At 66.7% G+C, this 23,054-nt stretch carries 21 protein-coding genes and 1 tRNA gene; 10 read left to right on the top strand and 12 right to left on the bottom strand.

Translation table 11 applies throughout. The annotated features are described in order from the left end of the window. Window positions 1-9 precede the first annotated feature (9 nt). From L3N39_RS07885 to L3N39_RS07920, 8 genes are all read right to left on the bottom strand, one after another. Window positions 10-1,179 (bottom strand): YbfB/YjiJ family MFS transporter, encoded by a 1,170-nt coding sequence (locus tag L3N39_RS07885; protein WP_237256782.1) that lies wholly within the window; start codon window positions 1,177-1,179, stop codon window positions 10-12. A gap of 75 nt (window positions 1,180-1,254) precedes the next feature. Further along, complete coding sequence (locus tag L3N39_RS07890; RefSeq protein ID WP_237256783.1) at window positions 1,255-3,081, bottom strand: SLC13 family permease; 1,827 nt, start codon at window positions 3,079-3,081, stop codon at window positions 1,255-1,257. A 3-nt stretch (window positions 3,082-3,084) separates the two neighbouring features. After that, window positions 3,085-3,381, bottom strand: a complete 297-nt coding sequence (locus L3N39_RS07895) for a winged helix-turn-helix domain-containing protein (protein ID WP_237256784.1) — start codon at window positions 3,379-3,381, stop codon at window positions 3,085-3,087. Window positions 3,382-3,409: 28 nt separating this feature from the next. Further along, window positions 3,410-4,792: a sodium:proton antiporter NhaD gene (gene nhaD / locus L3N39_RS07900; RefSeq protein WP_237256785.1), complete on the bottom strand. Its 1,383-nt coding sequence runs from the start codon at window positions 4,790-4,792 to the stop codon at window positions 3,410-3,412. Window positions 4,793-5,158: 366 nt separating this feature from the next. Beyond that, window positions 5,159-7,993, bottom strand: a complete 2,835-nt coding sequence (locus L3N39_RS07905) for a valine--tRNA ligase (protein ID WP_237256786.1) — start codon at window positions 7,991-7,993, stop codon at window positions 5,159-5,161. A gap of 102 nt (window positions 7,994-8,095) precedes the next feature. Further along, a complete protein-coding gene (locus tag L3N39_RS07910; protein WP_237256787.1) occupies window positions 8,096-8,464 on the bottom strand; it encodes a DNA polymerase III subunit chi in 369 nt (122 codons plus the stop codon). 37 nt (window positions 8,465-8,501) lie between these two features. Continuing rightward, a complete protein-coding gene (locus L3N39_RS07915) occupies window positions 8,502-8,921 on the bottom strand; it encodes a DNA polymerase III subunit chi (RefSeq protein ID WP_237256788.1) in 420 nt (139 codons plus the stop codon). Between the two features lie 32 nt (window positions 8,922-8,953). Continuing rightward, window positions 8,954-10,441, bottom strand: a complete 1,488-nt coding sequence (locus tag L3N39_RS07920; protein ID WP_237256789.1) for a leucyl aminopeptidase — start codon at window positions 10,439-10,441, stop codon at window positions 8,954-8,956. A 176-nt stretch (window positions 10,442-10,617) separates the two neighbouring features. Here L3N39_RS07920 and lptF point away from each other — a divergent pair, with 176 nt between their 5' ends. Together lptF and lptG are read left to right on the top strand one after the other, a co-directional pair. Then, complete coding sequence (gene lptF, locus L3N39_RS07925; protein ID WP_237256790.1) at window positions 10,618-11,733, top strand: LPS export ABC transporter permease LptF; 1,116 nt, start codon at window positions 10,618-10,620, stop codon at window positions 11,731-11,733. Continuing rightward, a complete protein-coding gene (lptG, locus tag L3N39_RS07930) occupies window positions 11,726-12,787 on the top strand; it encodes an LPS export ABC transporter permease LptG (protein ID WP_237256791.1) in 1,062 nt (353 codons plus the stop codon). The genes lptF and lptG overlap by 8 nt, the downstream gene beginning before the upstream one ends. 31 nt (window positions 12,788-12,818) lie before the next feature. Here lptG and L3N39_RS07935 read toward each other — a convergent pair whose 3' ends face one another. The 3 genes from L3N39_RS07935 to L3N39_RS07945 all read right to left on the bottom strand — a co-directional run bounded on the left by L3N39_RS07935 (window position 12,819) and on the right by L3N39_RS07945 (window position 14,182). Beyond that, on the bottom strand, window positions 12,819-13,316 hold the full coding sequence (locus L3N39_RS07935; protein ID WP_237256792.1) for an RDD family protein: 498 nt from the start codon (window positions 13,314-13,316) through the stop codon (window positions 12,819-12,821). Window positions 13,317-13,413: 97 nt separating this feature from the next. Continuing rightward, on the bottom strand, window positions 13,414-13,626 hold the full coding sequence (locus L3N39_RS07940; RefSeq protein WP_003298189.1) for a cold-shock protein: 213 nt from the start codon (window positions 13,624-13,626) through the stop codon (window positions 13,414-13,416). 469 nt (window positions 13,627-14,095) lie between these two features. Continuing rightward, window positions 14,096-14,182, bottom strand: a tRNA-Leu gene (locus L3N39_RS07945). A gap of 107 nt (window positions 14,183-14,289) precedes the next feature. Between L3N39_RS07945 and queA the strand changes: the two genes are divergently transcribed. From queA to L3N39_RS07975, 6 genes are all read left to right on the top strand, one after another. Then, window positions 14,290-15,336: a tRNA preQ1(34) S-adenosylmethionine ribosyltransferase-isomerase QueA gene (queA, locus tag L3N39_RS07950; protein WP_237256793.1), complete on the top strand. Its 1,047-nt coding sequence runs from the start codon at window positions 14,290-14,292 to the stop codon at window positions 15,334-15,336. A gap of 17 nt (window positions 15,337-15,353) precedes the next feature. Continuing rightward, window positions 15,354-16,469: a tRNA guanosine(34) transglycosylase Tgt gene (gene tgt, locus L3N39_RS07955; protein WP_237257069.1), complete on the top strand. Its 1,116-nt coding sequence runs from the start codon at window positions 15,354-15,356 to the stop codon at window positions 16,467-16,469. 42 nt (window positions 16,470-16,511) lie between these two features. Then, window positions 16,512-16,841 (top strand): preprotein translocase subunit YajC, encoded by a 330-nt coding sequence (gene yajC, locus L3N39_RS07960; protein WP_237256794.1) that lies wholly within the window; start codon window positions 16,512-16,514, stop codon window positions 16,839-16,841. A 67-nt stretch (window positions 16,842-16,908) separates the two neighbouring features. Then, window positions 16,909-18,777 (top strand): protein translocase subunit SecD, encoded by a 1,869-nt coding sequence (gene secD, locus L3N39_RS07965; RefSeq protein WP_237256795.1) that lies wholly within the window; start codon window positions 16,909-16,911, stop codon window positions 18,775-18,777. Between the two features lie 13 nt (window positions 18,778-18,790). Continuing rightward, window positions 18,791-19,699: a protein translocase subunit SecF gene (gene secF / locus L3N39_RS07970; RefSeq protein ID WP_237257070.1), complete on the top strand. Its 909-nt coding sequence runs from the start codon at window positions 18,791-18,793 to the stop codon at window positions 19,697-19,699. Window positions 19,700-19,769: 70 nt separating this feature from the next. Further along, window positions 19,770-20,306, top strand: a complete 537-nt coding sequence (locus L3N39_RS07975) for a glycine zipper 2TM domain-containing protein (protein ID WP_237256796.1) — start codon at window positions 19,770-19,772, stop codon at window positions 20,304-20,306. A gap of 100 nt (window positions 20,307-20,406) precedes the next feature. On the opposite strand, the gene suhB is transcribed toward L3N39_RS07975, so the two are convergent. Beyond that, window positions 20,407-21,222, bottom strand: coding sequence for an inositol monophosphatase family protein (gene suhB, locus L3N39_RS07980; RefSeq protein WP_237256797.1), 816 nt, complete (start codon window positions 21,220-21,222; stop codon window positions 20,407-20,409). Between the two features lie 154 nt (window positions 21,223-21,376). Between suhB and trmJ the strand changes: the two genes are divergently transcribed. Together trmJ and cysE are read left to right on the top strand one after the other, a co-directional pair. Continuing rightward, a complete protein-coding gene (trmJ, locus tag L3N39_RS07985; RefSeq protein WP_237256798.1) occupies window positions 21,377-22,153 on the top strand; it encodes a tRNA (cytosine(32)/uridine(32)-2'-O)-methyltransferase TrmJ in 777 nt (258 codons plus the stop codon). Continuing rightward, window positions 22,153-22,929: a serine O-acetyltransferase gene (cysE, locus tag L3N39_RS07990; protein WP_237257071.1), complete on the top strand. Its 777-nt coding sequence runs from the start codon at window positions 22,153-22,155 to the stop codon at window positions 22,927-22,929. Before trmJ ends, cysE begins: the two co-directional genes overlap by 1 nt. Window positions 22,930-23,054 lie beyond the last annotated feature (125 nt).

Raw genomic sequence — 23,054 nt, forward strand, 5'->3', positions numbered from 1 at the left:
CCCACAGCTCTAGCGTACGCGCGGCACCATCAGCATCCACAAGAGGCCCCAGAGCAGCGCGCCGGCGCCCAGCCAGAAGGCGCTGTGCAGGCTGCCGCCCTGGCCGACCCACAGGCTGGTGAGCCAGGGCGCGGCAAGCTGGGTCAGCCCGTAGAGCGCGATCAGCGCCGCCGACAGCCGCGGCCCCTGGTGCGGGTGCAGCGTGCGCGCCAGGCGCTGGGTGAGCAGCACGGTGCCGAGGAAGGTGCCGCCGACCAGCACCGCGCAAAGCAGGATGCCGCTGGTCGCCGGCAGCAGCAGCGCGGCCAGCACGCCGACCAGCTGGGTCAGGTAGCTCAGGCGCAGGGCGATGTCGTCGCCCAGGCGCACGCCGAGCCGGTTCCACAGCCAGGGCGAGGGCAGGGTCGCCAGCGCCACCACCAGCCAGCTGCTGTCGACCAGGAAGTCGCCGGGTGCGGCTTGCAGCCGCGCGACCATCGGCAGGAAGGTCATCGGCAGGATGTAGCCCATCCCCGCGCCGGCATAGGCCAGGAACAGCGGCGTACTGGAGCGATCCAGCAAGCGACCGCTGGGCACCTCGCTGTTGGCCGGGCGCGGCGGCTGTTCGGGCAGGTCCAGCCGCGCCAGCTGGCGCCAGCCCCACAGCGCCAGCGGCACGGACAGCACGGCTGCCGGCCACCAGCGCGCCGCGCCGTCGAGCAGGCCGCCGCTCAGGCTGACCAGCAGGCTGGACAGGATCAGCCCGACGCAGACGCCGAGGTAGACCAGGCCGCTGGCCGAGGCGCGCTGCTGGCGTGCCAGCCATTCGAGAATCAACGAGGGTGCCTGGACGAACACCAGGCCGTTGGCGATGCCGTTGGCCAGGCGCAGGGCCGCCAGGGTATCGGCGGACTCGGCCTGGGTTTGCAGCAGGCTGCTCGCCACGTGCAGCGCCAGGGCCCAGGGCAGCGAGCGACGGATCTTCGTCACGCTGTGCCAGCGCAGCGCGAGCAGCGCGCCGATCAGGTAGCCGAGGTAGTTCCAGCTGGCGATGCTGGCACCCTGCTGGATGGTCAGCAGGCCGTCCTCGACGAGCCAGGGCAGCAGCGGCGTATAGACGAAACGGCCAAGGCCGTGGACGACCAGCAGCAGGATGGCGCCGGCGAGCAGCACCGGGAACAGGGCAAGGCGTTGGGGCATCGCGGGCTTCTTGTCTGGTTTTTTCGGCGAGCTTACCGCGCCGGGTTCGACAGCGGCCATGCCACTTTCGCTGCGTCAGAAGGGAAACAGCCGCGGCACCAGGACCAGGCTCAGCGCCATCACCAGCAGGGTGAAGGGCACGCCGATGCGCACGAAATCGGCGAAGTGGTAGCGGCCCGGGTTGAGCACCAGGGTGTTGACCGGCGAGGAGATCGGCGTCATGAAGGCGGCCGAAGCGGCCAGCGCGACGGTCATCGCGAAGGGATAGGGCGAGGTGCCGAGGTGCTCGGCGGTGGACAGGGCGACCGGCGCCATCAGCACCGCCGTGGCGGTATTGGAGATGAACAGGCCGGTCAGCGCGGTGATGACGAACAGGCAGGCCAGCAGCGCCAGCGGCCCGGCATCGCCGAACAGCCCGATCAGGCCGTCGACCGCCAGGGCGATGCCGCCGGTCTTCTGCAGCGCCAGGGCGAAGGGCAGCATGCCGACGATCAGCACCAGGCTCTGCCAGTGGATCGCCTTGTAGGCGCTGTCCATGTCGATGCAGCGGAACAGCCCCATCGCCAGGCAGCCGATCAGCGCGGCGAGCACGTTGGGCACTGCGCCGCTGACCATCAGCCCGACCATGATCGCCAGGCTGAGCAGGGCGAAGGGCGCGCGCCGCGCCGCCGGCGCCACGTCGTCGACCTCGGCCGGCAGGCTGAGCACGAGGAAGTCGCGGCCCAACCCCTGCAGGCGGTGGATGTGCTTCCAGCTGCCGGCCACCAGCAGGGTGTCCGCCGGCTTCAGCTTCTCGTCCACCAGCAGGCCGTCCAGTGCCCGGTGGTCGCGCCTGAGCCCGACCACGTTGAGTTTGTGCCGGCTGCGAAAGCCCAGCTCCTGGATGGTCTTGCCCGGCAGGCGCGAGTCCGGCGGCAGGGCGACTTCGGCCAGCCCGAGTTCCTGGGCATGCTCGGTGTAGTAGGAACTGGGCAGGTGCAGCGGCTCCAGGCCGAGCTCGTCGAAGGTCCCGAGCAGGCCGATCGCCGGACTGGCGAGATCGGCCAGCAGCACGTCGCCGGCCAGCAGTTCGCTGTTGCCGGTGGCGGTGATCAGCAGCTTGCGCAGGCGGTGCTGGCGTTCGATGGCGATCACGTTGATGCCGTACTGCTTGCGCAGTTCGAGGCCGTCGAGGATGCGGTTGGCCAGCACCGAGCCCGGCCGTACGCGCAGGCGCCGCTCGCGCTCGGCCAGGTGGTAGTCGCGGCCGAGATCGGCCAGGGTCAGCCGCGGCGGCGCGCCGTCCTGCCGGTCGCCCCGGTCCAGCCAGCGGCGCGCGACCAGCATGTAGGCGATGCCCAGCAGCAGTACGGCCAGGCCCAGCGGGGTGAAGGAGAAGAAGCCGAAGCCGTCGAGGCCGGCGCGGCGCAGTTCGCTGTTGATCACCAGGTTCGGCGGCGTCGCCACCAGCGTCAGCATGCCGCTGATCAGCCCGGCGAAGGCCAGCGGCATCATCAGCCGGCCGGGCGGCAGCTGCATGCGTGCGGCGATGCCCAGCACCACCGGGATGAAGATGGCGACCACGCCAGTCGAGCTCATCACCGAGCCGAGCCCGGCCACGGCCAGCATCAGCAGGACCAGCAGGCGCGTCTCGCTGCTGCCCGCGCTGCGCACCAGCCAGGCGCCCAGGCGATAGGCGATGCCGGTGCGCACCAGGCCGTCGCCGATGACGAACAGCGCGGCGATCAGCACCACGCTCGGATCGCTGAAGCCGGCCAGCGCCTCGTTGACCGTGAGGATGCCCGACAGCGGCAGGGCGACCATCGCCAGCAGCGCGACCACGTCCATGCGCGGCCGGTCGAGGATGAACAGGCCGACGCAGGCGGCCAGCAGGAACAGCACCAGCAGCAGGTCGGCGTTCATCGGTCAGGGATAGTGCAGCAGGGCCTTGATCCGCGCCAGGTTGGCCTCGACCCAGCGCCGGTCGATCGGGCCCCAGTCACGGATGCGATAGTGGCCGGCGTTGTGGCGCTCGCCGGTGTCCTGTTCGAACTGGCAATCGATGTCCAGTTCTTCCAGCGCGGCGAGGGTGTCCTGGGCGGTGCGCCGCGGCATGCCGGTCGCCTCGGTGAGCGCCGGCACGCTGGTGGCGGTGCCGCTGTCGACCAGCCAGGCGACGTAGAGGCGCCGGTAGAAGCTGGTCCTGGTCTTGCTGACGGTCATCCGCCGGGGCCCTCGTCCGTTGCGCCGATCACCTCAGCGCGAGCATGCCGATATAGGTAGCCGTGCCGGCGGTATAGCCGAGGAACGCCAGCAGGCTGACCCGCTTGAGATACCAGATGAAGCTGATCTTCTCCATGCCCATCGCCGCAACCCCGGCGGCCGAGCCGATGATCAGCGTGCTGCCGCCGGTGCCGGCGCAGTAGGCCAGCAGTTCCCAGAAATTGCCGTCGACGACGAACTGGCTCAGCCAGGAGGTTTCTTGGGGCGCTGCCGCAGCCAGTACCGGCGGGCTGACCAGCGGGTACATCTTCATCGCACCGGCGACCAGCGGCACGTTGTCGACCACCGCCGAGAGCAGGCCGATCGCGTAGTTGATCGCATAGACGTTGCCCAGCGACTCGCGCAGCAGGGTGGCGACCTGGGTCAGGTGGCCGGCGGTGGCCAGGCTGGAGACCGCCAGCAGGATGCCGAGGAAGAACAGCACGCTCGGGGTGTCCACCTTGCGCAGCACGCCGACCACGGACAGCGGGTGCTTGTCCTCGGCGTTCTTCGAGCGGTGGACGATCTCGGTGGCAACCCAGAGCACGCCAAGGCCGAAGAGGATGCCCATGTACGGCGGCAGGTGGGTGACGGTCTTGAAGACCGGGACGAACAGCAGCGAGCCGAGGCCCAGGGCCAGCACCAGGTTGCGCTCGAAGGCGGTGGTCGACGGCGGCTGCTTCTCGGCCAGGTGGGCGCGGGCGCGGGGGCGCGGGGCTTCGCCGCGCAGGCGCAGGCTGAGGATCAGCAGCGGCACCAGCAGGCAGACCATGCTCGGGATGAACAGGCCGGTGATCACGCCGGTCGCCGAGATCTGCGTGCCGATCCAGAGCATGGTGGTGGTCACGTCGCCGATGGGCGACCAGGCACCGCCGGCGTTGGCAGCGATGACCACGATGCCGACGTACAGCCAGCGCTCGGGGCGGCCGCGGATCAGCTTGCGCAGGAGCGAGACCATCACGATGGTGGTGGTCAGGTTGTCCAGCACCGCAGAGAGGAAGAAGGTGAGCAGGCCGACGATCCACAGCAGGTTGACGCGCTTGCGCGTCTGGATGCGGTCGGTGATGACCTTGAAACCTTCGTGGGAGTCGATCAGCTCGACGATGGTCATGGCGCCGAGGAGGAAGAACAGGATCTCCGAGACCTCGCCAAGGTGGTGGCGCAGGGACTCGACTACCACCGCCGAGGAATCGGCCGGGTCGTGGCTGCCATGCGCCAGCAGGGGCAGGATCTGGTCCGCGCCGAGGACCAGCACGGTCCAGGTCAGCACGGCGGTGAGAATGGCCGCGGCGGCCTTGTCTATTTTCAGGGGATGTTCGAAGGCGATACACAAGTAGCCGACAACGAACACGATTGCCATAAGCACATACATCGCAGGGTCTCCATCTTGAGGAACCGGCTCGAACCCGGGCGTACGCGCCCATGGCCCGTGCTGGCAGACCGAAGACCGGTGGCTGGCGTGGAGAAAGAGACGGAACCGCGGCGGGCGGACAGGGCGCGGCCGGGACGGTTGTTGGGTCAGCGACGTCGTGCGTGGTGTCGGGGCGCTGAGTCTGGGCTCATTTCAGATTGCCGAGCGACGATGAATGCCTTGCTTGTCTACCAGTTGTAATAGGGTGTGTCAGGTGCGGCATAGTGTAACAGCCCGGACGGCAAAGACTTGTCATCGATCAAGTCCGGCGCGTTTGCCCTGCGGGCTGGCGCGAAGGCCGGCTCGCAGGGCAATCCCCGGAGGGTTTCAGAGGCTGGCGATGCGGGCGCGCTGCTCGAGCAGGCTGGCGCGGGCCTGTTCGGCTTCGGCCAGCTTGGCGCGCTCCTTGTCGATCACCTGCGGCGGTGCCTTGTCGACGAAGCCGGCGTTGGCCAGCTTGCCGCCGACGCGCTGTACCTCGCCGTCCAGCCGTGCGATCTCCTTGTCCAGGCGCGCCAGCTCGGCGTCCTTGTCGATCAGCCCGGCCATCGGCACCAGCACCTGCAGGTCGCCCACCAGCGCGGTGGCAGCCAGCGGCGCGTTCTCGTCGGCAGCCAGCACGCGCACGCTCTCCAGCTTGGCCAGTTTCTTCAGCAGCGGTTCGTTGTCGGCGAGGCGGCGCAGGTCCTCGGCCGAGGCATTGGCGAGCACCACGTCGATGCGCTTGGCCATGGAGATGTTCATCTCGCCGCGGATCTGGCGGATGCCGAGCATGAACGCCTTGACCCACTCGATATCGCCCTCGGCGGCCTCGTCGAGGCGCTCGGGGTTGAATTCCGGCCAGGGTTGCAGCATCAGCGTCGGGCCGGACTTGCCGGCCAGCGGCGCGACGCGCTGCCAGATTTCCTCGGTGATGAAGGGCATGAACGGGTGCGCCAGGCGCAGCGAGGTCTCCAGCACGCGGGCCAGGGTCCGACGGGTGCCGCGCTGGCGCTCGGTCGAGGCGTGCTCGTCCCACAGCACCGGCTTGACCAGCTCCAGGTACCAGGCGCAGTACTCGTCCCAGATGAATTCGTAGAGCGCCTGGGCGGCGAGGTCGAAGCGGAAGGCTTCGAGCTGGCGGTTGACCTCGGCCTCGGTGCGCTGCAGCGCGGAGATGATCCAGCGGTCCACCGCCGACAGCTCCACGGGCTCGCCGTCCACCCCGGTGTCCTTGCCTTCGGTGTTTTCGAAGACGAAGTTGGCGGCGTTCCACAGCTTGTTGCAGAAGTTGCGGTAGCCCTCGACGCGGCCCATGTCGAACTTGATATCGCGGCCAGTGGAGGCCAGCGAACAGAAGGTGAAGCGCAGCGCGTCGGTGCCGTAGCTGGCGATGCCTTCGGGGAACTCGGCGTGGGTCTGCTTGGCGATCTTCTCGGCCAGCTTGGGCTGCATCATGCCGCTGGTGCGCTTGGCCAGCAGCTCGTCGAGGGTGATGCCGTCGACGATGTCCAGCGGGTCGAGCACGTTGCCCTTGGACTTGGACATCTTCTGGCCCTGGGCATCGCGGACCAGGCCGTGAACGTAGACGGTCTTGAACGGAATCTGCCCGGTCAGGTGGGTCGACAGCATGATCATCCGGGCGACCCAGAAGAAGATGATGTCGAAGCCGGTGACCAGCACGTCGGTGGGGTGGAAGGTCTTGAGGAACTCGGTCTGCTGCGGCCAGCCGAGGGTGGAGAAGGTCCACAGGCCGGAGCTGAACCAGGTGTCCAGCACGTCCTCGTCCTGGCGCAGCGGCTCGTCGTTGCGGATGTTGTACTTGCCGCGCACCTCGGCCTCGTCGCGGCCGACGTAGACGTTGCCGGCCTCGTCGTACCAGGCCGGGATGCGGTGGCCCCACCACAGCTGGCGGCTGATGCACCAGTCCTGGATGTCGCGCATCCAGCTGAAGTACATGTTCTCGTACTGCTTGGGCACGAACTGGATCTGCCCGCTTTCCACCGCGCGGATGGCCTTCTCGGCCAGCGGCTTGGTGGAGACGTACCACTGGTCGGTGAGCCAGGGCTCGATCACCGTGCCGGAACGGTCGCCGCGCGGCACCTTCAGCGCGTGGTCGTCGATCTTCTCGAGCAGGCCCATGGCCTCGAACTCGGCGACGATCGCCTTGCGCGCATCGAAGCGGTCCATGTGCGCATAGCCATCGGGCAGGCTCGGGTCGACGCGGTCGTTGAGGCTGCCGTCGAGGTTGAACACCTGGGCGCGGGCCAGCACGCAGGCGTTCTGGTCGAAGATGTTGATCAACGGCAGATGGTGGCGCTTGCCGACCTCGTAGTCGTTGAAGTCGTGGGCCGGGGTGATCTTCACGCAGCCGGTGCCGAACTCGCGGTCGACGTATTCGTCGGCGACGATCGGGATCAGCCGGTTGACCAGCGGCAACAGGATGTGGCGACCGATCAGGTCCTTGTAGCGTTCGTCCTCCGGATGCACGGCGACGGCGGCGTCACCGAGCATGGTTTCCGGGCGGGTGGTGGCCACGATCAGGTAGTTGAGGCCGTCGGCGGTGCGCGCATCGTCGGCCAGCGGGTAGCGCAGGTGCCAGAGATGGCCCTTCTCGTCGTGGTTCTCCACTTCGAGGTCGGAAATCGCGGTGTGCAGCTTGGTGTCCCAGTTGACCAGGCGCTTGCCGCGGTAGATCAGGCCGTCCTCGTGCAAGCGCACGAAGGCTTCCTTGACCGCTTCGGACAGGCCCTCGTCCATGGTGAAGCGCTCGCGCGACCAGTCCACCGACGAGCCCAGGCGGCGGATCTGCCGGGTGATGGTGCCGCCGGATTCCTCCTTCCACTGCCAGACCTTCTCGAGGAACTTCTCGCGGCCCAGGTCGTGCCGGCTGACGCCCTGCGCGCCGAGCTGCCGCTCGACCACCATCTGCGTGGCGATGCCCGCATGGTCGGTGCCCGGCTGCCACAGGGTGTTGCGGCCCTGCATGCGACGCCAGCGGATCAGTGCATCCATGATCGCGTTGTTGAAGCCATGGCCCATGTGCAGGCTGCCGGTGACGTTCGGCGGCGGGATCATGATGGTGTAGGGCTCGCCGGAGCCCTGGGGGGCGAAGTAGTTGTTCGACTCCCAGGTCTGGTACCAGGAGGATTCAATGGCATGCGGCTGGTAGGTCTTGTCCATGCGGCGGGACCCTTAAGAACGGCTGATCGGAAAAACGCGCAAGTATAAAGGCAAAACGTCGCCGCGCAGTCGCCAGCATGGTTTTGCCTCGCGACGGCCCGCTCAGGGGCGTGGCGTGCGTACCAGTTCCTCGACCCGGCTCTGCAGGCGGCGTCGCAGTTCGGCCTCGATCTGCGGCACGAAGTCATCGATGACTTCCTGCAGGATCAGGTCGGCGGCGTTGCGCAGTTCGTGGTCCAGGTGGCGCTCGGCCAGCGAGCGGAACGCCGTGCGCACGGCGGGCTCGCGGGGCGCCTCGGGCGGTGCGGCGGCGCTGCTGGTGGCCAGCGGGCCGGGCTCGACGATGTCCGACAGCAGCGGGATGGCGTCGGCATCGAGGTCGTCGTGGGGTTCGGCGTCGCCGAGCAGGGCGCGGATCGACTCGAGGTCGTGGAGCAGTTCGGCGGGCTTGCTTGGGGGCTTGGGGGTCATCGCAGTGCAGTCCGGAGGTGGCGCATCCCAGCGGGGTTCAGAGTTCGACCCGCTTGGGGTCGTAGCCGTGCCGTCGGTACCGGCGGAAATTTTCGCGGCTGAGGGCCAGGCGTTCCGGTTCCTGGTTGACGATCTCGATCACCCGGCTGAACTGCTCCAGGTGGGCCGAGAGCGTCGGCGCGAGGTTGACCAGCAGGCCCTGCGGCTGTGCTGGCGGCTCGTCGCAACCGAGCACCACCGGCGCCTGCGGGTCTTCGAGGTAGCGCTCATGCGGGATGAAACGCTCGGCACGAAAGCGCCATAGCAGTTCGTCGAGGTGCTCGCACTGGGCGGGATCCTCGCAGCGCACGAACACGCGCAGGCCGTGTTGCCAGCCCTTGGCGGCGAGCTGGCAGGCCGCCCGCAGCCGCCCGGCCGGCTCGGCATCGGGCAGCACGTAGAACTCGACGCGGGTCATTGGGCGCTGCGCCGCTCAGGCTGGCCGGGCATTCAGCCCACCCGGTCCAGCAGGTACTGGGTGAGCAGCGGGACCGGGCGCCCGGTCGCGCCTTTCTCCTTGCCGCCGCTGATCCAGGCGGTGCCGGCGATGTCCAGGTGCGCCCAGGGATAGGCCTTGGTGAAGCGCGACAGGAAGCAACCCGCGGTGATGGTGCCGGCCTTGGGGCCGCCGATGTTGGCGATGTCGGCGAACGGGCTGTCGAGCTGTTCCTGGTATTCGTCGAACAGCGGCAGCTGCCAGGCGCGGTCGGCAGCGCTTTCGCCGGCGGCAAGTACCTGGTCGACCAGCACCTGGTCATTGCCGAGCAGGCCGGAGGTGTTGCTGCCGAGGGCGACGATGCAGGCGCCGGTGAGGGTCGCCACGTCGATCACCGCGCGCGGCTTGAAGCGCTCGGCGTAGGTCAGGGTGTCGCAGAGCACCAGGCGGCCTTCGGCGTCGGTGTTGAGGATCTCCACGGTCTGTCCACTCATGGTGGTGACGATGTCGCCAGGGCGGGTGGCACGGCCGCTGGGCATGTTCTCGGCACAGGCCAGCAGGCCGACGAGGTTGATCGGCAGCTGCAGCTCCAGCACGGCGCGGAAGGTGCCGAGCACGCTCGCCGCGCCGCACATGTCGTATTTCATCTCGTCCATGCCCAGGCCCGGCTTGAGGCTGATGCCACCGGTGTCGAAGGTGATGCCCTTGCCGACCAGGGCGTAGGGCTGCTCACCCTTCTTGCCGCCGTTGTACTGCATGACCACGATGCAGCCCGGTTGCTCGCTGCCCTGGGAGACCGCGAGGAAGGCGCCGGCGCCGAGTTCGCGTAGCTTCTTCTCGTCGAGCACCTCGACCTTCAGCGACTTGTGGCTCTTGGCCAGTTGGCGGGCCTGCTCGGCCATGAACGTCGGGTGGCAGTGGTTCGGCGGCAGGTTGCCGAGGTCGCGGGCCAGCGCCATGCCGGCTGCAATGGCCTTGGCCTCTGCGGCAGCGCGCTCGAATTCGGCCTGCTGGGCCTTGTCGCAGAGCAGCACGACCTTGTTCAGCGGCCTGGCGTCGGCCTTCTTGCTCTTGAAACGATCGAACTGGTAGTCGCCATCGGCGAGGATTTCCACCAGCAGGCGGGTGGCCGCGCGCGGGTCGCGATTCTTCACCTGCACGTCCTGCATCGCGAAGGCCGCATCGGCCCCGCCGAGGGACTTCAGCACACCGGCCGCGGCGCCGACGATCTTGCGCCATTGGCGGGTGTCCAGCTCGTCGGCCTTGCCGACGCCCAGCAGCAGCAGGCGCTCGGCCTTGAGCCCGGGAATGTCGTGCAGCAGCAGGGTCTGCGCCGCCTTGCCGTCCAGATCGCCGCGCTTGAGGATCGCGCTGATCGCGCCTCCGCTGGCCTGGTCCACGCTGCGGGCGTAGTCACCCAGGCTGCGATCCTGCGCAACGGGCAACACCAGCGTGGCGGTTTTCAGCGAGGGCGCTTTGGCGGTCTTTACAACGAATTCCATGACGGGAGTCCCCAAGACAAAGAGTCGGGTTTGCAGGATAATGCCGGGCTTGTTTTTCCGGTGGTTCGTCTGCCGGGCCACCGGCGCAGCGCGCCCGGCGGCCTGTCGCGGCGGGCCGGTAACGGCGGCTAGTTTGAGCGTAGCCGCCGGAGCCTGACAACCCTGGAGTGTCCGGTTTGATCGTCTTTCGCTACCTCTCCCGTGAGCTGTTGATCACCCTGAGCGCCGTCAGCGCCGTGCTGCTGGTGATCATCATGAGCGGGCGTTTCATCAAGTACCTGGCGCAGGCCGCGCAAGGCCTGCTCGACCCCGGCGTGCTGCTGCTGATCATGGCCTTCCGGCTGCCGGGCTTCCTGCAGCTGATCCTGCCGCTGGGGCTGTTCCTCGGCATCCTGCTGGCCTACGGGCGGCTCTACCTGGACAGCGAAATGACCGTGTTGGCGGCGACCGGCATGAGCCAGCGCCGGCTGGTGGCCTACAGCATGGCGCCCGCCGCGCTGGTGGCTGCGCTGGTCGGCTGGCTGAGCCTGGGGCTCGCTCCGCAGGGGATTGCCGAGGTCGACCGCATCCTCAACCAGCAGGATTCGCTGACCGAGTTCGACACGCTGATGCCGGGGCGCTTCCAGACCCTGCGCGACGGTTCGCGGGTGACCTATACCCGCGAGCTGACCGATGACCGCCGCGAGCTGTCGGGCGTGTTCATCTCCGAAACCACGACCGGCAGCCGCGCGAAGGAGCGGGGCGTATCGGTGCTGGTCGCCGAGAGCGGCCGGCAGGAAATCCAGCCCGACGGCAGCCGCTACCTGATCCTGGAAAACGGCTATCGCTACGACGGCAAGCCGGGGCAGGCCGACTACCGGATGATCCAGTACGACACCTACGGCGTGCTGTTGCCGCGTCCGGAGGTCAGCCTGGAGCTCAGCGAGCGCGAGGCGCTGCCGACCGCGGAGCTGTTCGGCAGTGGTGATCGGCGCCTGCAGTCCGAGCTGCACTGGCGGCTGTCGCTGCCGGTGCTGGTGTTCATCGTGACCCTGCTGGCGGTGCCACTGGCCAAGGTCAATCCACGGCAGGGACGCTTCCTCAAGCTGTTGCCGGCGATCCTGCTGTACATGGCCTACCTGGCACTGCTGATCGCCGCGCGGGGCGCGCTGGACAAGGGGCGTATCCCGATGGCGCTCGGCCTGTGGTGGGTGCACGGCCTGTTCCTCGCGATCGGTTTGCTGATGCTGTTCTGGGAACCGTTGAGGCTGAAGCTCAAGCAGCGTCGCGCAGGGGAGGTGAGCCGTGGCTAAGCTGGATCGCTACATCGGTATTCACGTCTTTCTCGCCATCCTGTCAGTGCTCGGGGTCATCGTCGGCCTCGCCTTGCTGTTCGCCTTCATCGACGAACTGGGCGATATCGAGGGTGGCTACGGCCTGATGCAGGCACTCGAGTACGTGGTGCTGACCACGCCGCGCCGGCTGTACGAAATGCTGCCCATGGCCGCGCTGATCGGCTGCCTGATCGGCCTGGGGACGCTGGCCAGCAACAGCGAGCTGACCATCATGCGCGCCGCCGGCGTCTCCCTGGGACGCATCGTCGTCGCGGTAATGAAGCCGATGCTGGTGCTGCTGATGGTCGGCGTGCTGATCGGCGAGTACGCCGCGCCCTGGAGCGAGGACATCGCCCAGGCACGGCGCTCCCTGGCGCAGAGCGCCGGCGAGGCGCAAAGCAGCAAGCGCGGCCTGTGGCACCGCCAGGGCGAGGAGTTCGTGCACGTCAACGCGGTGCAGCCCGGCGGCGTGCTGGTCGGAGTGACGCGCTATCGTTTCGACGGTGAGCGGCGCCTGCAGTCGGCCAGTTTCGCCCGGCGCGCCGAATACCAGGGCGGCCACTGGCAGCTGAGCGATATCGCCACCACGCAGTTTCTCGGCGAGCGCACCGAAGTCAGCAAGGCCGCCGAGGAGCGCTGGGAGGTGCAGCTGACGCCGCAGCTGCTCGGTGTCGTGGTGGTGGAGCCGGAGGCGCTGTCGATCACCGGCCTGTGGCGCTACATCCATTACCTGGCCGACCAGGGCCTGAGCAACGGCCGCTACTGGCTGGCGTTCTGGAGCAAGACGCTGCAGCCGCTGGTCACGGTGGCGCTGGTGCTGCTGGCGATCTCCTTCATCTTCGGCCCGTTGCGCTCGGTGACGCTCGGCCAGCGGATCTTCACCGGCGTGGTGGTGGGCTTCGTCTTTCGCATCATCCAGGATCTGCTCGGTCCGGCGAGCCAGGTGTTCGGCTTCTCGCCGCTGCTGGCGGTGGCCCTGCCGGCGGCGCTCTGTGCGCTGATCGGCGCCTGGCTGCTGCGCCGAGCGGGGTGAGGGCAGGCCCCGCCTTGTTTGCCGGCGGGGTCTATTTCTTGTGGATGTTCTTCGGCAACTGCACGGCCTGGCTTTCCGAATAGATGTCGTGCCAGGTGCGCTTGTCCTTGTCCCACAGCATCCAGAAGAAGCCGAGGCCCAGGCAGAGCCACGAGAGGATCGCCAGCAGGAAGCGCAGCAGCGCCTGCCACAGGTCGATGGCGCTGCCATCCTTGTTCTGGATGCGGATCCCCCAGACTTGCATGCCGAGCGTCTGGCCGTTATGGGTCCAGAACTTGGCGAAGAAGCCGAACAGGCTGAACAGCAGCAGGGTGGAGAGCAGCGGGTCGATATCCAGTTGGCCGGCTTCGGCGAGCGTCTTCAGCTGTTCGCTGCCATACAGCAGGCGCAGGATCACCTGCTGGTAGAACAGCGTGACCACCATCATCAGGGCGATGCACAGCAGGCTGTCGTAGAACATCGCGGCGAACCGGCGGACGATGCCGGCGGCGGGAAACTGCCCCTGCGGGGTCAGCATGTGTTTGCGCATGTCGGGTCTCTGCAAGCTGGACGGCGCGTAGTGTACGAAAAGACGCGCATAAAAAAGCCCCTGATGTTTCCATCAGGGGCTCTTCGAAGCCGGAGGCTTAGCCCAGGATCTGAACCTGGTCGGCCTGCATGCCCTTTTGACCTTGCACAGCGACGAAGCTGACCTTCTGGCCTTCCTTCAGGCTCTTGAAGCCGTTGCCTTCGATCGCGCGGAAGTGCACGAACAGATCCGGACCGCTTTCAGGAGTGATGAAACCAAAACCTTTCTCGTCGTTAAACCACTTGACGGTACCGTTCTGACGATTCGACATGTCTTTGTATCCTTGGAACTCAAAAGTAGATTTGCCCCTGACGTGCAGGAAGCTGGAACTGGTTGCAAGGAGTAAGAGAGTCGAGCGGAGAGCGGATCTTCAGATCTACTGCACCAGGTCACGATTCAACAGCGACCCATGCAAACACAGTGGGCACACTCTACGACAAGTCTTCGGGCAATCCAAGCCCTCGGAGCCAAGCAATTGCCCGATCGGATTGCACCTCGTCGGCGCTATGTGACATGGCCGCAGGCCGCTATCGTGCCTGGCCAGCAGGCCCGGTCTGCCAGATGCAGCTGGGCGTGCGGTGCAGCGGGGCGCTTGAGTGGCCGAGCCAGGATGCCTGGCGGATCCTGTTTTAGCTGCGCCGGAGGCTTTTATGATTCGCTCGGTCTGCCGCGGCGAAGGAGGTTCGTCGCCCCGACATGATCGCTGGTGTCTGACAGGCCACGGCCTGTCATTGATCTGATGGTGCCCCGAGAGAGACTCGAACTCTCACGCTGTCGCCAGCGGCGGATTTTGAATCCGCTGCGTCTACCGATTCCGCCATCGAGGCACGAGGCGGCGCAGTATAGGGACCAAGGTGCGCCTGGTCAATCGGCCGGCGTGGCCAGGGCAAGGCGTTTCGGCTAAGCTTTGCGCCCCGTTCCGAAGCCGCTCGTCATGCAAGTCTCCGATTTTTCCTTCGACCTTCCAGAATCGCTGATCGCCCGCTATCCGCTGGCCGAGCGGCGTGCCAGTCGCCTGCTCGTGCTCGATGGCGAGACCGGTGCGCTCGACCATCGGCGCTTCGCCGACATCGCCGAGTTCGTGCGCCCCGGTGATCTGATGGTGTTCAACGATACGCGCGTCATTCCCGCTCGGCTGTTCGGCCGCAAGGCCAGCGGCGGGCAGGTCGAGGTGCTGATCGAGCGGCTGCTCGACAGCCACCGTGCCCTGGCGCATGTGCGTGCCAGCAAGTCGCCCAAGCCCGGCAGCACGATCCTGGTCGAGGGGGGCGGCGAAGCCGAGGTGCTGGCGCGTCAGGAAAGCCTCTTCGAGCTGCGCTTCGCCGAGCCTGTGCTGCCGCTGCTCGAGCGGGCCGGCCACATGCCGTTGCCTCCTTATATAGACAGGCCGGACGAGGGCAGCGACCGCGAACGCTACCAGACCGTCTACGCGCAGCGCGCCGGTGCTGTCGCGGCGCCCACCGCGGGCCTGCATTTCGACGAGGCGATGCTGGCGAGCCTGCGCGAGCAGGGCGTGGCCATGGCTTACGTCACCCTGCACGTCGGCGCCGGGACCTTTCAGCCGGTGCGGGTCGAGCGCATCGAAGACCATCACATGCACAGCGAGTGGCTGGAAGTGAGCCAGCAGGTGGTCGATGCGGTGGTCGAGTGCCGGGCGCGTGGCGGTCGCGTCATCGCAGTCGGCACCACCAGCGTGCGCTCGCTGGAAACCGCCGCGCAGAGTGGCGAGTTGCGCCCCTATGCTGGCGATACCGACATCTTCCTTTATCCCGGCAAGCCCTTTCACGTCGTCGATGCGCTCGTCACCAACTTCCATTTGCCCGAGTCGACCCTGCTGATGCTGGTCTCCGCCTTCGCCGGCTACCGCGAGACGATGGCCGCCTATGCCGAGGCGGTCCGCGAGGGCTATCGCTTCTTCAGTTATGGCGATGCCATGTTCATTACCCGCAACCCCGCCGCGCGCGGCCCCGAGGATCGCTGATGAGCCGTACCTGTCACATGTCCTTCGAACTCCTGGCCACCGATGGCAGGGCCCGCCGCGGCCGGCTGACCTTCCCCCGCGGGGTGGTGGAGACCCCCGCGTTCATGCCGGTGGGTACCTACGGCACGGTCAAGGGCATGCTGCCGCGCGATGTCGAGGGCATCGGCGCGCAGATCATCCTCGGCAATACCTTCCACCTTTGGCTGCGCCCGGGGATGGAGGTGATCCGCGAGCATGGCAGCCTGCATGGCTTCATGCAGTGGAACGGGCCGATCCTGACCGATTCCGGCGGCTTCCAGGTGTTCAGCCTGGGGGCGATGCGCAAGATCAAGGAGGAGGGGGTCTACTTCGCCTCGCCGGTCGATGGCGCCAAGGTGTTCATGGGGCCGGAGGAATCGATGCAGGTACAGCGCGACCTCGGCTCCGACATCGTGATGATCTTCGACGAGTGCACGCCCTATCCGGCGGATGAGGAGACCGCGCGCCGCTCCATGGAGCTGTCGCTGCGCTGGGCCAGGCGTTCGAAAGTCGCCCACGGCGACAGCCCGGCGGCGCTGTTCGGCATCGTCCAGGGCGGCATGCACGAGGACCTGCGCATGCGCTCGCTGGAAGGCCTGTGCGAGATCGGCTTCGACGGCCTGGCCATCGGCGGCCTGTCGGTGGGCGAGCCCAAGGAGGAGATGATCCGCGTGCTCGACTTCCTGCCGCCGCAGATGCCGGCCGACAAGCCGCGCTACCTGATGGGTGTCGGCAAGCCGGAGGACCTGGTCGAGGGCGTGCGCCGCGGAGTCGATATGTTCGACTGCGTGATGCCAACCCGCAACGCGCGCAATGGCCACCTGTTCACCGAGGCCGGCGTGGTGAAGATCCGCAACGCCGTGCACCGCCACGACAACTCACCGCTGGATCCGGCCTGCGACTGTTACACCTGCAAACACTTCTCGCGCGCCTATCTGCATCATCTGGATAAATGCGGCGAAATGCTCGGTAGCATGCTCAACACCATCCATAACCTGCGCCACTATCAGCGCCTGATGGCTGGTTTACGCGACGCCATTCAAAAGGGTACATTGGCGGCCTTTGTCGACGCCTTCTATGCCCGACGCGGCCTGCCAACGCCGCCGCTTGCGTGACGAATCACCTATAAAACACCTCTTCTGCAACAGGAGTGCTACATGAGCTTTCTGATTTCCGCCGCCCATGCCCAAGAGGCCGCCGCCGCTCCCGCCGGTACCGGTTTCGAGTGGGTGTTCCTGGTCGGCTTCCTGGTCATCTTCTACCTGATGATCTGGCGTCCGCAGGCCAAGCGTGCCAAGGAGCACAAGAACCTGATCGGCGGCCTGCAGAAGGGCGACGAGGTGGTGACCTCCGGTGGTATCGCCGGCAAGGTGACCAAGGTCGCCGACGACTTCGTGGTGATCGAGGTTTCCGACAATGTCGAGCTGAAGTTCCAGAAGGTGGCGATCGCCGCGACCCTGCCCAAGGGTACGCTGAAGGCCATCTGAGCCGACTTCATCTCCACATCTACGACGGGGCGCGCAAGGCGCCCCGCGTCATTAGACGGGCTGTTCCATGCTCAACAAATATCCTCTCTGGAAGTACCTGCTGATCCTGGTGGTGCTCGCGGTCGCCACCATCTACTCGGTTCCCAATCTCTACCCCGACGACCCGGCGATCCAGCTCACCGGCGCGAGCACCGCGCAACTGGTCGAGCAGGCGGATCTGACGCGGGCCAGCGAAGCGCTGACCGAGGCCGGGATCACGGTCAAGGCTGCAACACTCTCCGAATCGGGTAGCCAGGGCCTGTTGCGCCTGGAGCGGCAGGACGACCAGCTGCCGGCCAAGGACATCGTACGGCGCGCCCTGGGCGACGGCTTCGTGGTGGCCTTGAACCTGGCGCCGACGACCCCGCAGTGGCTGCGCAACCTGCGCGCCAGCCCGATGAAGCTGGGCCTCGATCTTTCCGGGGGGGTGCACTTCCTCCTCGAGGTCGACATGGACAAGGCCATCGAGACGCGCATGAACGTCTACGAAGGCGAGGTCAAGAGCCTGCTGCGCAAGGAGCGGGTGCGCTACCGCAGCCTGCCGAGCCAGAAGGGCGCGATCCAGCTGGGCTTCGCCGACGAGGCGGCGGCCAGCAGTGCCCAGGCGCTGATCCGCAAGGACTACAACGATTTCCAGATGAGCCTGGCGCCGCGCGGCGAGCAGCAGGTGCTCACGCTCACGCTGACCGAGGCCAAGCTGGCCGAGATCCGCGAGTATTCGATCAAGCAGAACCTGACCACCGTGCGCAACCGGGTCAACGAGCTGGGTGTCGCCGAGCCGCTGGTGCAGCGCCAGGGCGGCAATCGCATCGTCGTCGAGCTGCCCGGCGTGCAGGACACCGCCGAAGCCAAGCGTATCCTCGGCAAGACCGCCAACCTCGAGTTCCGCCTGGCCGCCGATTCCGACGCGCCGCGCGCCTCCACCGAGCGCTTCGAGTTCCGCGAGCCGGGTCGGCCGCCGGTCGAGCTGGAGCGTAACCTGATCATCACCGGTGACCAGGTCACCGACGCCCAGGCCAGTTATGACGAGAACGGCCGTCCGCAGGTGAACATCCGCCTGGACGGGCACGGCGGCGACCTGATGAACCGGGCCACGCGCAACAACGTCGGGCGCAGCATGGCGGTGATCTTCATCGAGCAGAAGCCTGTGACCCGCTACGTTCGCGAGGTGGTCGAGGGTGTCGAGCAGGAAAAGCGCATCGAGACCTTCCAGGAAGAGAAGAAGATCATCAGCCTGGCGACCATCCAGTCGCCGCTCGGCAGCCAGTTCCGCATCACCGGCCTGGACGGCCAGGGCGAATCGTCCGAGCTGGCCCTGCTGCTGCGCGCCGGCGGCCTGGCGGCCCCGATGTACTTCGCCGAGGAGCGCACCATCGGCCCGAGCCTGGGGGCCGAGAACATCGAGCTGGGCGTCCAGGCGGCCATGTGGGGCTTCCTCTTCGTCGCCCTGTTCATCATTGCGATCTACAAGTTCTTCGGCGTGCTCGCCACGCTGGCGCTGCTGTTCAACATGGTGGTGCTGACGGCGCTGATGTCGATCCTGAACGCGACGCTGACGCTGCCGGGGATCGCCGGTATCGTCCTGACCATGGGTATGGCGGTGGATGCCAACGTGCTGATCTTCTCGCGCATCCGTGAGGAGCTGGCCAACGGCATGTCGGTGCAGCGCGCCATCCACGAGGGCTTCGACCGTGCGCTGTCGGCGATCGTCGACGGCAACCTCACCACCCTGCTGGTCGGCGCGATCCTGTTCGCCATGGGAACCGGGCCGATCAAGGGCTTCGCGGTGACCCTGTCGCTGGGCATCCTCACATCGATGTTTACCGCTGTCGTCGTGACGCGCGCCATGGTCAACCTGATCTATGGCGGCCGCGATCTCAAGAAGTTGTGGATCTAAGGGGTTGATGACGATGAAGCGTGTGATCAATTTCATGGCCATCCGTCATGTGGCCTTCGCCCTGACGGTGCTGGTGACCGTTGTCTCGCTGGTGAGTCTGGTGACCCGCGGGCTGAACTTCGGTCTGGATTTCACCGGCGGCACCCTCATCGAGCTCAGCTACGAGCAGCCGGTGGCGCTCGACAGCGTGCGCGCGCAGCTGGGCCAGGCCGGCTACGGCAGTGCCGTGGTGCAAAGCTTCGGCGCAACCACCGATGTGCTGGTGCGCATGCCGGGCGACGATCCGCTGCTTGGCGAGCGCGTCGCGCAGGTGCTGCAACAGGGCGACGCCGGGGCGGCGGTGGCGGTCAAGCGGGTCGAGTTCGTCGGCCCGGCGGTGGGCGAGGAGCTGCGTGACCAGGGCGGTCTCGGCATGCTGCTCGCGCTGGCCGGCATCCTGGTCTACGTGGCGTTCCGCTTCCAGTGGAAGTTCGGCTTTGGCGCGGTGGTGTCGCTGTTCCACGACGTGATCGTGGTGCTGGGGGTGTTCTCGCTGTTCCAGATCACCTTCGACCTGACCGTGCTGGCTGCGGTGCTGGCGGTCATCGGCTACTCGCTGAACGACACCATCGTGGTCTTCGACCGCATCCGCGAGAACTTCCGCATCCTGCGCAAGACCGAGCTGATCGACAACATCAACATCTCCACCACGCAGACCCTGCTGCGGACCCTGGCGACCTCCATTTCCACGCTGCTGGCGGTCATGGCACTGATGGTCTTTGGTGGCGAAAACCTCTGGGGTTTCTCGCTGGCGCTGATGGTCGGAGTCGGTGCGGGCACCTACTCGTCGGTCTACATCGCCAGCCTGTTCCTGATCTGGCTGAAGCTGACCCGCGACGACCTGATTCCGCCGGCCGTCGAGGAAGTCGACGAACGCCCCTGAACTTCTCGCCCTGCCGCCTGTCAAAGCGGGCGTGCAGGGTTCGCCCGGAGTGGGCGAAGGAGAAGTTGCAATGAACAAGTCGATGCTGATCGGAACCGGCCTTGGCGTGGTACTGGCTACGGCCGGAGGCGCTTTCGCCACCTACAGCCTGATCGATCACGGCCCGCGGTTCGCCAGGGTACTGGCAGTCGAGCCGATCAAGGAAACCATCCGCACGCCCCGTGAGGTCTGTCGCGACGTCACGGTGACCCGGCAAAAGCCGGTGCAGGACGAGCATCGCATTGCCGGTACCGCCGTCGGCGCGGTGGTCGGCGGTCTGCTGGGCAGCCAGGTCGGCGGCGGCACCGGCAAGAAGATCGCGACCGTGGCTGGCGCCGTGGGCGGTGGCTATGCCGGCAACCAGGTGCAGGAGCGCATGCAGCGCAACAGCACCTACACGACCACCGAGACGCGCTGCGACACGGTGATGGACAGCCATGACAAGGTGGTCGGCTACGACGTCAAGTACGACCTAGATGGCGAGGTTTCCCGGGTTCGCATGGAGCGTGATCCCGGCGAGCAGATTCCGGTGAAGGACGGCCAGTTGGTGCTGACGCAGCAGCAATAGCAGGTCATCCGGCCCGCCGGTCCCGCGATTCGCGATACGAAAAAGCCCCGGTCATCTGGCCGGGGCTTTTTTTGTTGGCGCTGGCTGGCACCGCGTGCGGTCAGCGCTTGAGTGAAGGCGTCAGGCACGGCTGGATGGTGGTCAGCACGGCCTTGAAGCACTTGGTGTTGCCGGCGACGATCTGGCCCTTCTCGAGGAATTCGTGGCCGCCCGAGAAGTCGCTGACCAGGCCGCCGGCTTCCTGGATCAGCAGCGCGCCGGCTGCCATGTCCCACTCCGAAAGGCCGAACTCCCAGAAGGCGTCGAAGCGGCCGGCTGCGACGTAGGCCAGGTCGAGGCTGGCGGCGCCGGCGCGGCGCAGTCCTGCGGTCTGGCCGACCAGGCTGCGGAACATGTTCAGGTAGCTGTCCAGGTTGTCCATCTGGCCGTCGCGGAAGGGGAATCCGGTACCCAGCAGGGCGCCGTCCAGGCTCTTGCGCGTGCTCACGCGCAGGCGGCGGCCGTTCAGTGCTGCTCCGCGGCCGCGGCTGGCGGTGAACTCTTCCTGGCGAACCGGATCCAGCACCACGGCATGCTCCAGGCGGCCGCGGTACTTGCAAGCGATGCTGACCGCATAGTGCGGCACGCCGCGGACGAAGTTGGTGGTGCCGTCCAGCGGGTCGATGATCCACAGGTAGTCGGCGCCGTCGCCACTGCCCTCGATGCTGCCGCCTTCCTCGGCCAGGATGCCGTGATTCGGATAGGCCTTGCGCAGTGCGTTGACAATGACCTGCTCGGCGGCGCGGTCGATCTCGCTCACGTAGTCCTTGGCGTCCTTCTCGTTCACCGAGATCACGTCCAGGCGCTCGGTGGAACGGACAATCAGTTCGCCAGCGCTGCGGGCGGCGCGCAGCGCGATATTCAGCATGGGCTGCATGGAACGGTACCTGGTCGTTTAAAGAAAGCCGGAAATAATATCAGAAAGTGAGCCTGCTTACAGCGTCGCGCATGGCAGTGCATGGTGTGGCGTTGGGTGCGTGCGACGCTTTGCTGTAAGCTGCGTGCCTTCTCCATTCCGGGCGAGATGCAAGGTGTCGCTACAGAACATTCGCGTGGTGCTGGTCAATACCAGTCATGCCGGCAATATCGGTGGTGCGGCGCGCGCCATGAAGAACATGGGGCTGTCGCGGCTGGTGCTGGTCCAGCCCGAGGATTTCCCCAGTTCGGACGCGATCGCCCGCGCCTCCGGCGCGACCGATGTCCTCGACAATGCCCAGGTCGTCGATACCCTGGAGCAGGCGCTGGTCGGCTGCAGTCTGGTGCTGGGGACCAGCGCACGCGACCGGCGCATCCCCTGGCCGTTGCTCGATCCGCGCGAGTGTGCCGCAGTCAGCCTGGAGCAGGCCGAGGCGGGCGGCGAGGTGGCGCTGGTCTTCGGTCGCGAATATGCCGGCCTGACCAACGAAGAGCTGCAGCGCTGCCAGTACCACGTGCATATCCCGTCGGATCCGGCGTTCGGCTCGCTGAACCTGGCGGCCGCTGTGCAGGTGCTGGTTTACGAGGTGCGCATGGCCTGGCTGGCGGCGCAGGGGCGGCCAACCAAGTCGGAGAAGCTCGAGACCACGGCGATTCTCGATACCCAGTCGGTCACGGTCGACGAGCTGGAGCACTATTTCGGCCACCTGGAACAGACCCTCGTCCAGATCGGCTTTCTCGATCCGGAAAAGCCGCGGCACCTGATGCCGCGGTTGCGGCGCCTCTATGGACGCAGCGCCATCACCAAGCTGGAAATGAACATATTGCGCGGTATCCTCACCGAGACCCAGAAGGCGGCCCGCGGCGAGCCGCACAAGCGGAGAAAGGAATGATGTTCGAGCGCGTGCGTGAAGATATCCAGAGCGTTTTCCATCGCGATCCGGCGGCGCGTAATGCGTTCGAGGTGCTTACCTGCTATCCGGGGCTGCACGCCATCTGGATGCATCGCCTGTCGCATTGGCTCTGGCAGCGCGAGTTCAAATGGCTGGCGCGCATGTCGTCCAATCTCGGTCGCTGGCTGACCGGTGTCGAGATCCATCCGGGCGCTAAGATCGGCCGGCGCTTCTTCATCGATCACGGTATGGGGATCGTCATCGGCGAGACCGCCGAGATCGGCGACGACGTCACCCTGTATCACGGCGTGACGCTGGGCGGCACGAGCTGGAACAAGGGCAAGCGTCACCCGACCCTGGGTGATGGCGTGATCGTCGGGGCCGGTGCCAAGATTCTCGGCCCGTTCACCGTGGGTGCCGGTGCGAAGATCGGCTCCAATGCGGTGGTCACCCGGGAAGTGCCGCCCGGCGCCACGGCGGTGGGGATTCCGGGGCGGATCATCGCCAAGACCGATGATGAGCAGGAGGCCCGGCGCAAGGCGATTGCCGAGAAGATCGGCTTCGACGCCTATGGCGTCAGTGGCGACATGCCGGACCCGGTCGCCCGTGCCATCGGCCAGTTGCTCGACCATGTCCAGGCCGTCGAGGAGCGCCTGGAGGGCATGTGCGGTGCGCTCAAGGCGTTGGGCAGCGATTACTGCGCCAAGGAGCTGCCCTCGCTGCGCGAAGAGGACTTCGCCGAGGTGCAGCCCAAGGAAAAGGGCTCGTCGGCGTGAGCGTGACGGGGCATGAGCTGCTATCATGCGCGCCGCCGAGGCGCGCTGCATGGCTGTGTCTGATCAATACCTGACTAATTCGATCAGACTTATAGTTGACCCTAATACTCGGGAATTGCATAATT

Source organism: Pseudomonas oligotrophica, assembly GCF_021726475.1.
Lineage (GTDB): Bacteria > Pseudomonadota > Gammaproteobacteria > Pseudomonadales > Pseudomonadaceae > Stutzerimonas > Stutzerimonas oligotrophica.

Coding starts and splice junctions, on each gene's coding strand:
- L3N39_RS07885 (WP_237256782.1), bottom strand. CDS start 1,179: ATGCCCCAACGCCTTGCCCTGTTCCCGGTGCTGCTCGCCGGCGCCATC.
- L3N39_RS07890 (WP_237256783.1), bottom strand. CDS start 3,081: ATGAACGCCGACCTGCTGCTGGTGCTGTTCCTGCTGGCCGCCTGCGTC.
- L3N39_RS07895 (WP_237256784.1), bottom strand. CDS start 3,381: ATGACCGTCAGCAAGACCAGGACCAGCTTCTACCGGCGCCTCTACGTC.
- nhaD (WP_237256785.1), bottom strand. CDS start 4,792: ATGTATGTGCTTATGGCAATCGTGTTCGTTGTCGGCTACTTGTGTATC.
- L3N39_RS07905 (WP_237256786.1), bottom strand. CDS start 7,993: ATGGACAAGACCTACCAGCCGCATGCCATTGAATCCTCCTGGTACCAG.
- L3N39_RS07910 (WP_237256787.1), bottom strand. CDS start 8,464: ATGACCCCCAAGCCCCCAAGCAAGCCCGCCGAACTGCTCCACGACCTC.
- L3N39_RS07915 (WP_237256788.1), bottom strand. CDS start 8,921: ATGACCCGCGTCGAGTTCTACGTGCTGCCCGATGCCGAGCCGGCCGGG.
- L3N39_RS07920 (WP_237256789.1), bottom strand. CDS start 10,441: ATGGAATTCGTTGTAAAGACCGCCAAAGCGCCCTCGCTGAAAACCGCC.
- L3N39_RS07935 (WP_237256792.1), bottom strand. CDS start 13,316: ATGCGCAAACACATGCTGACCCCGCAGGGGCAGTTTCCCGCCGCCGGC.
- L3N39_RS07940 (WP_003298189.1), bottom strand. CDS start 13,626: ATGTCGAATCGTCAGAACGGTACCGTCAAGTGGTTTAACGACGAGAAA.
- queA (WP_237256793.1), top strand. CDS start 14,290: ATGCAAGTCTCCGATTTTTCCTTCGACCTTCCAGAATCGCTGATCGCC.
- tgt (WP_237257069.1), top strand. CDS start 15,354: ATGTCCTTCGAACTCCTGGCCACCGATGGCAGGGCCCGCCGCGGCCGG.
- yajC (WP_237256794.1), top strand. CDS start 16,512: ATGAGCTTTCTGATTTCCGCCGCCCATGCCCAAGAGGCCGCCGCCGCT.
- secD (WP_237256795.1), top strand. CDS start 16,909: ATGCTCAACAAATATCCTCTCTGGAAGTACCTGCTGATCCTGGTGGTG.
- secF (WP_237257070.1), top strand. CDS start 18,791: ATGAAGCGTGTGATCAATTTCATGGCCATCCGTCATGTGGCCTTCGCC.
- L3N39_RS07975 (WP_237256796.1), top strand. CDS start 19,770: ATGAACAAGTCGATGCTGATCGGAACCGGCCTTGGCGTGGTACTGGCT.
- suhB (WP_237256797.1), bottom strand. CDS start 21,222: ATGCAGCCCATGCTGAATATCGCGCTGCGCGCCGCCCGCAGCGCTGGC.
- cysE (WP_237257071.1), top strand. CDS start 22,153: ATGTTCGAGCGCGTGCGTGAAGATATCCAGAGCGTTTTCCATCGCGAT.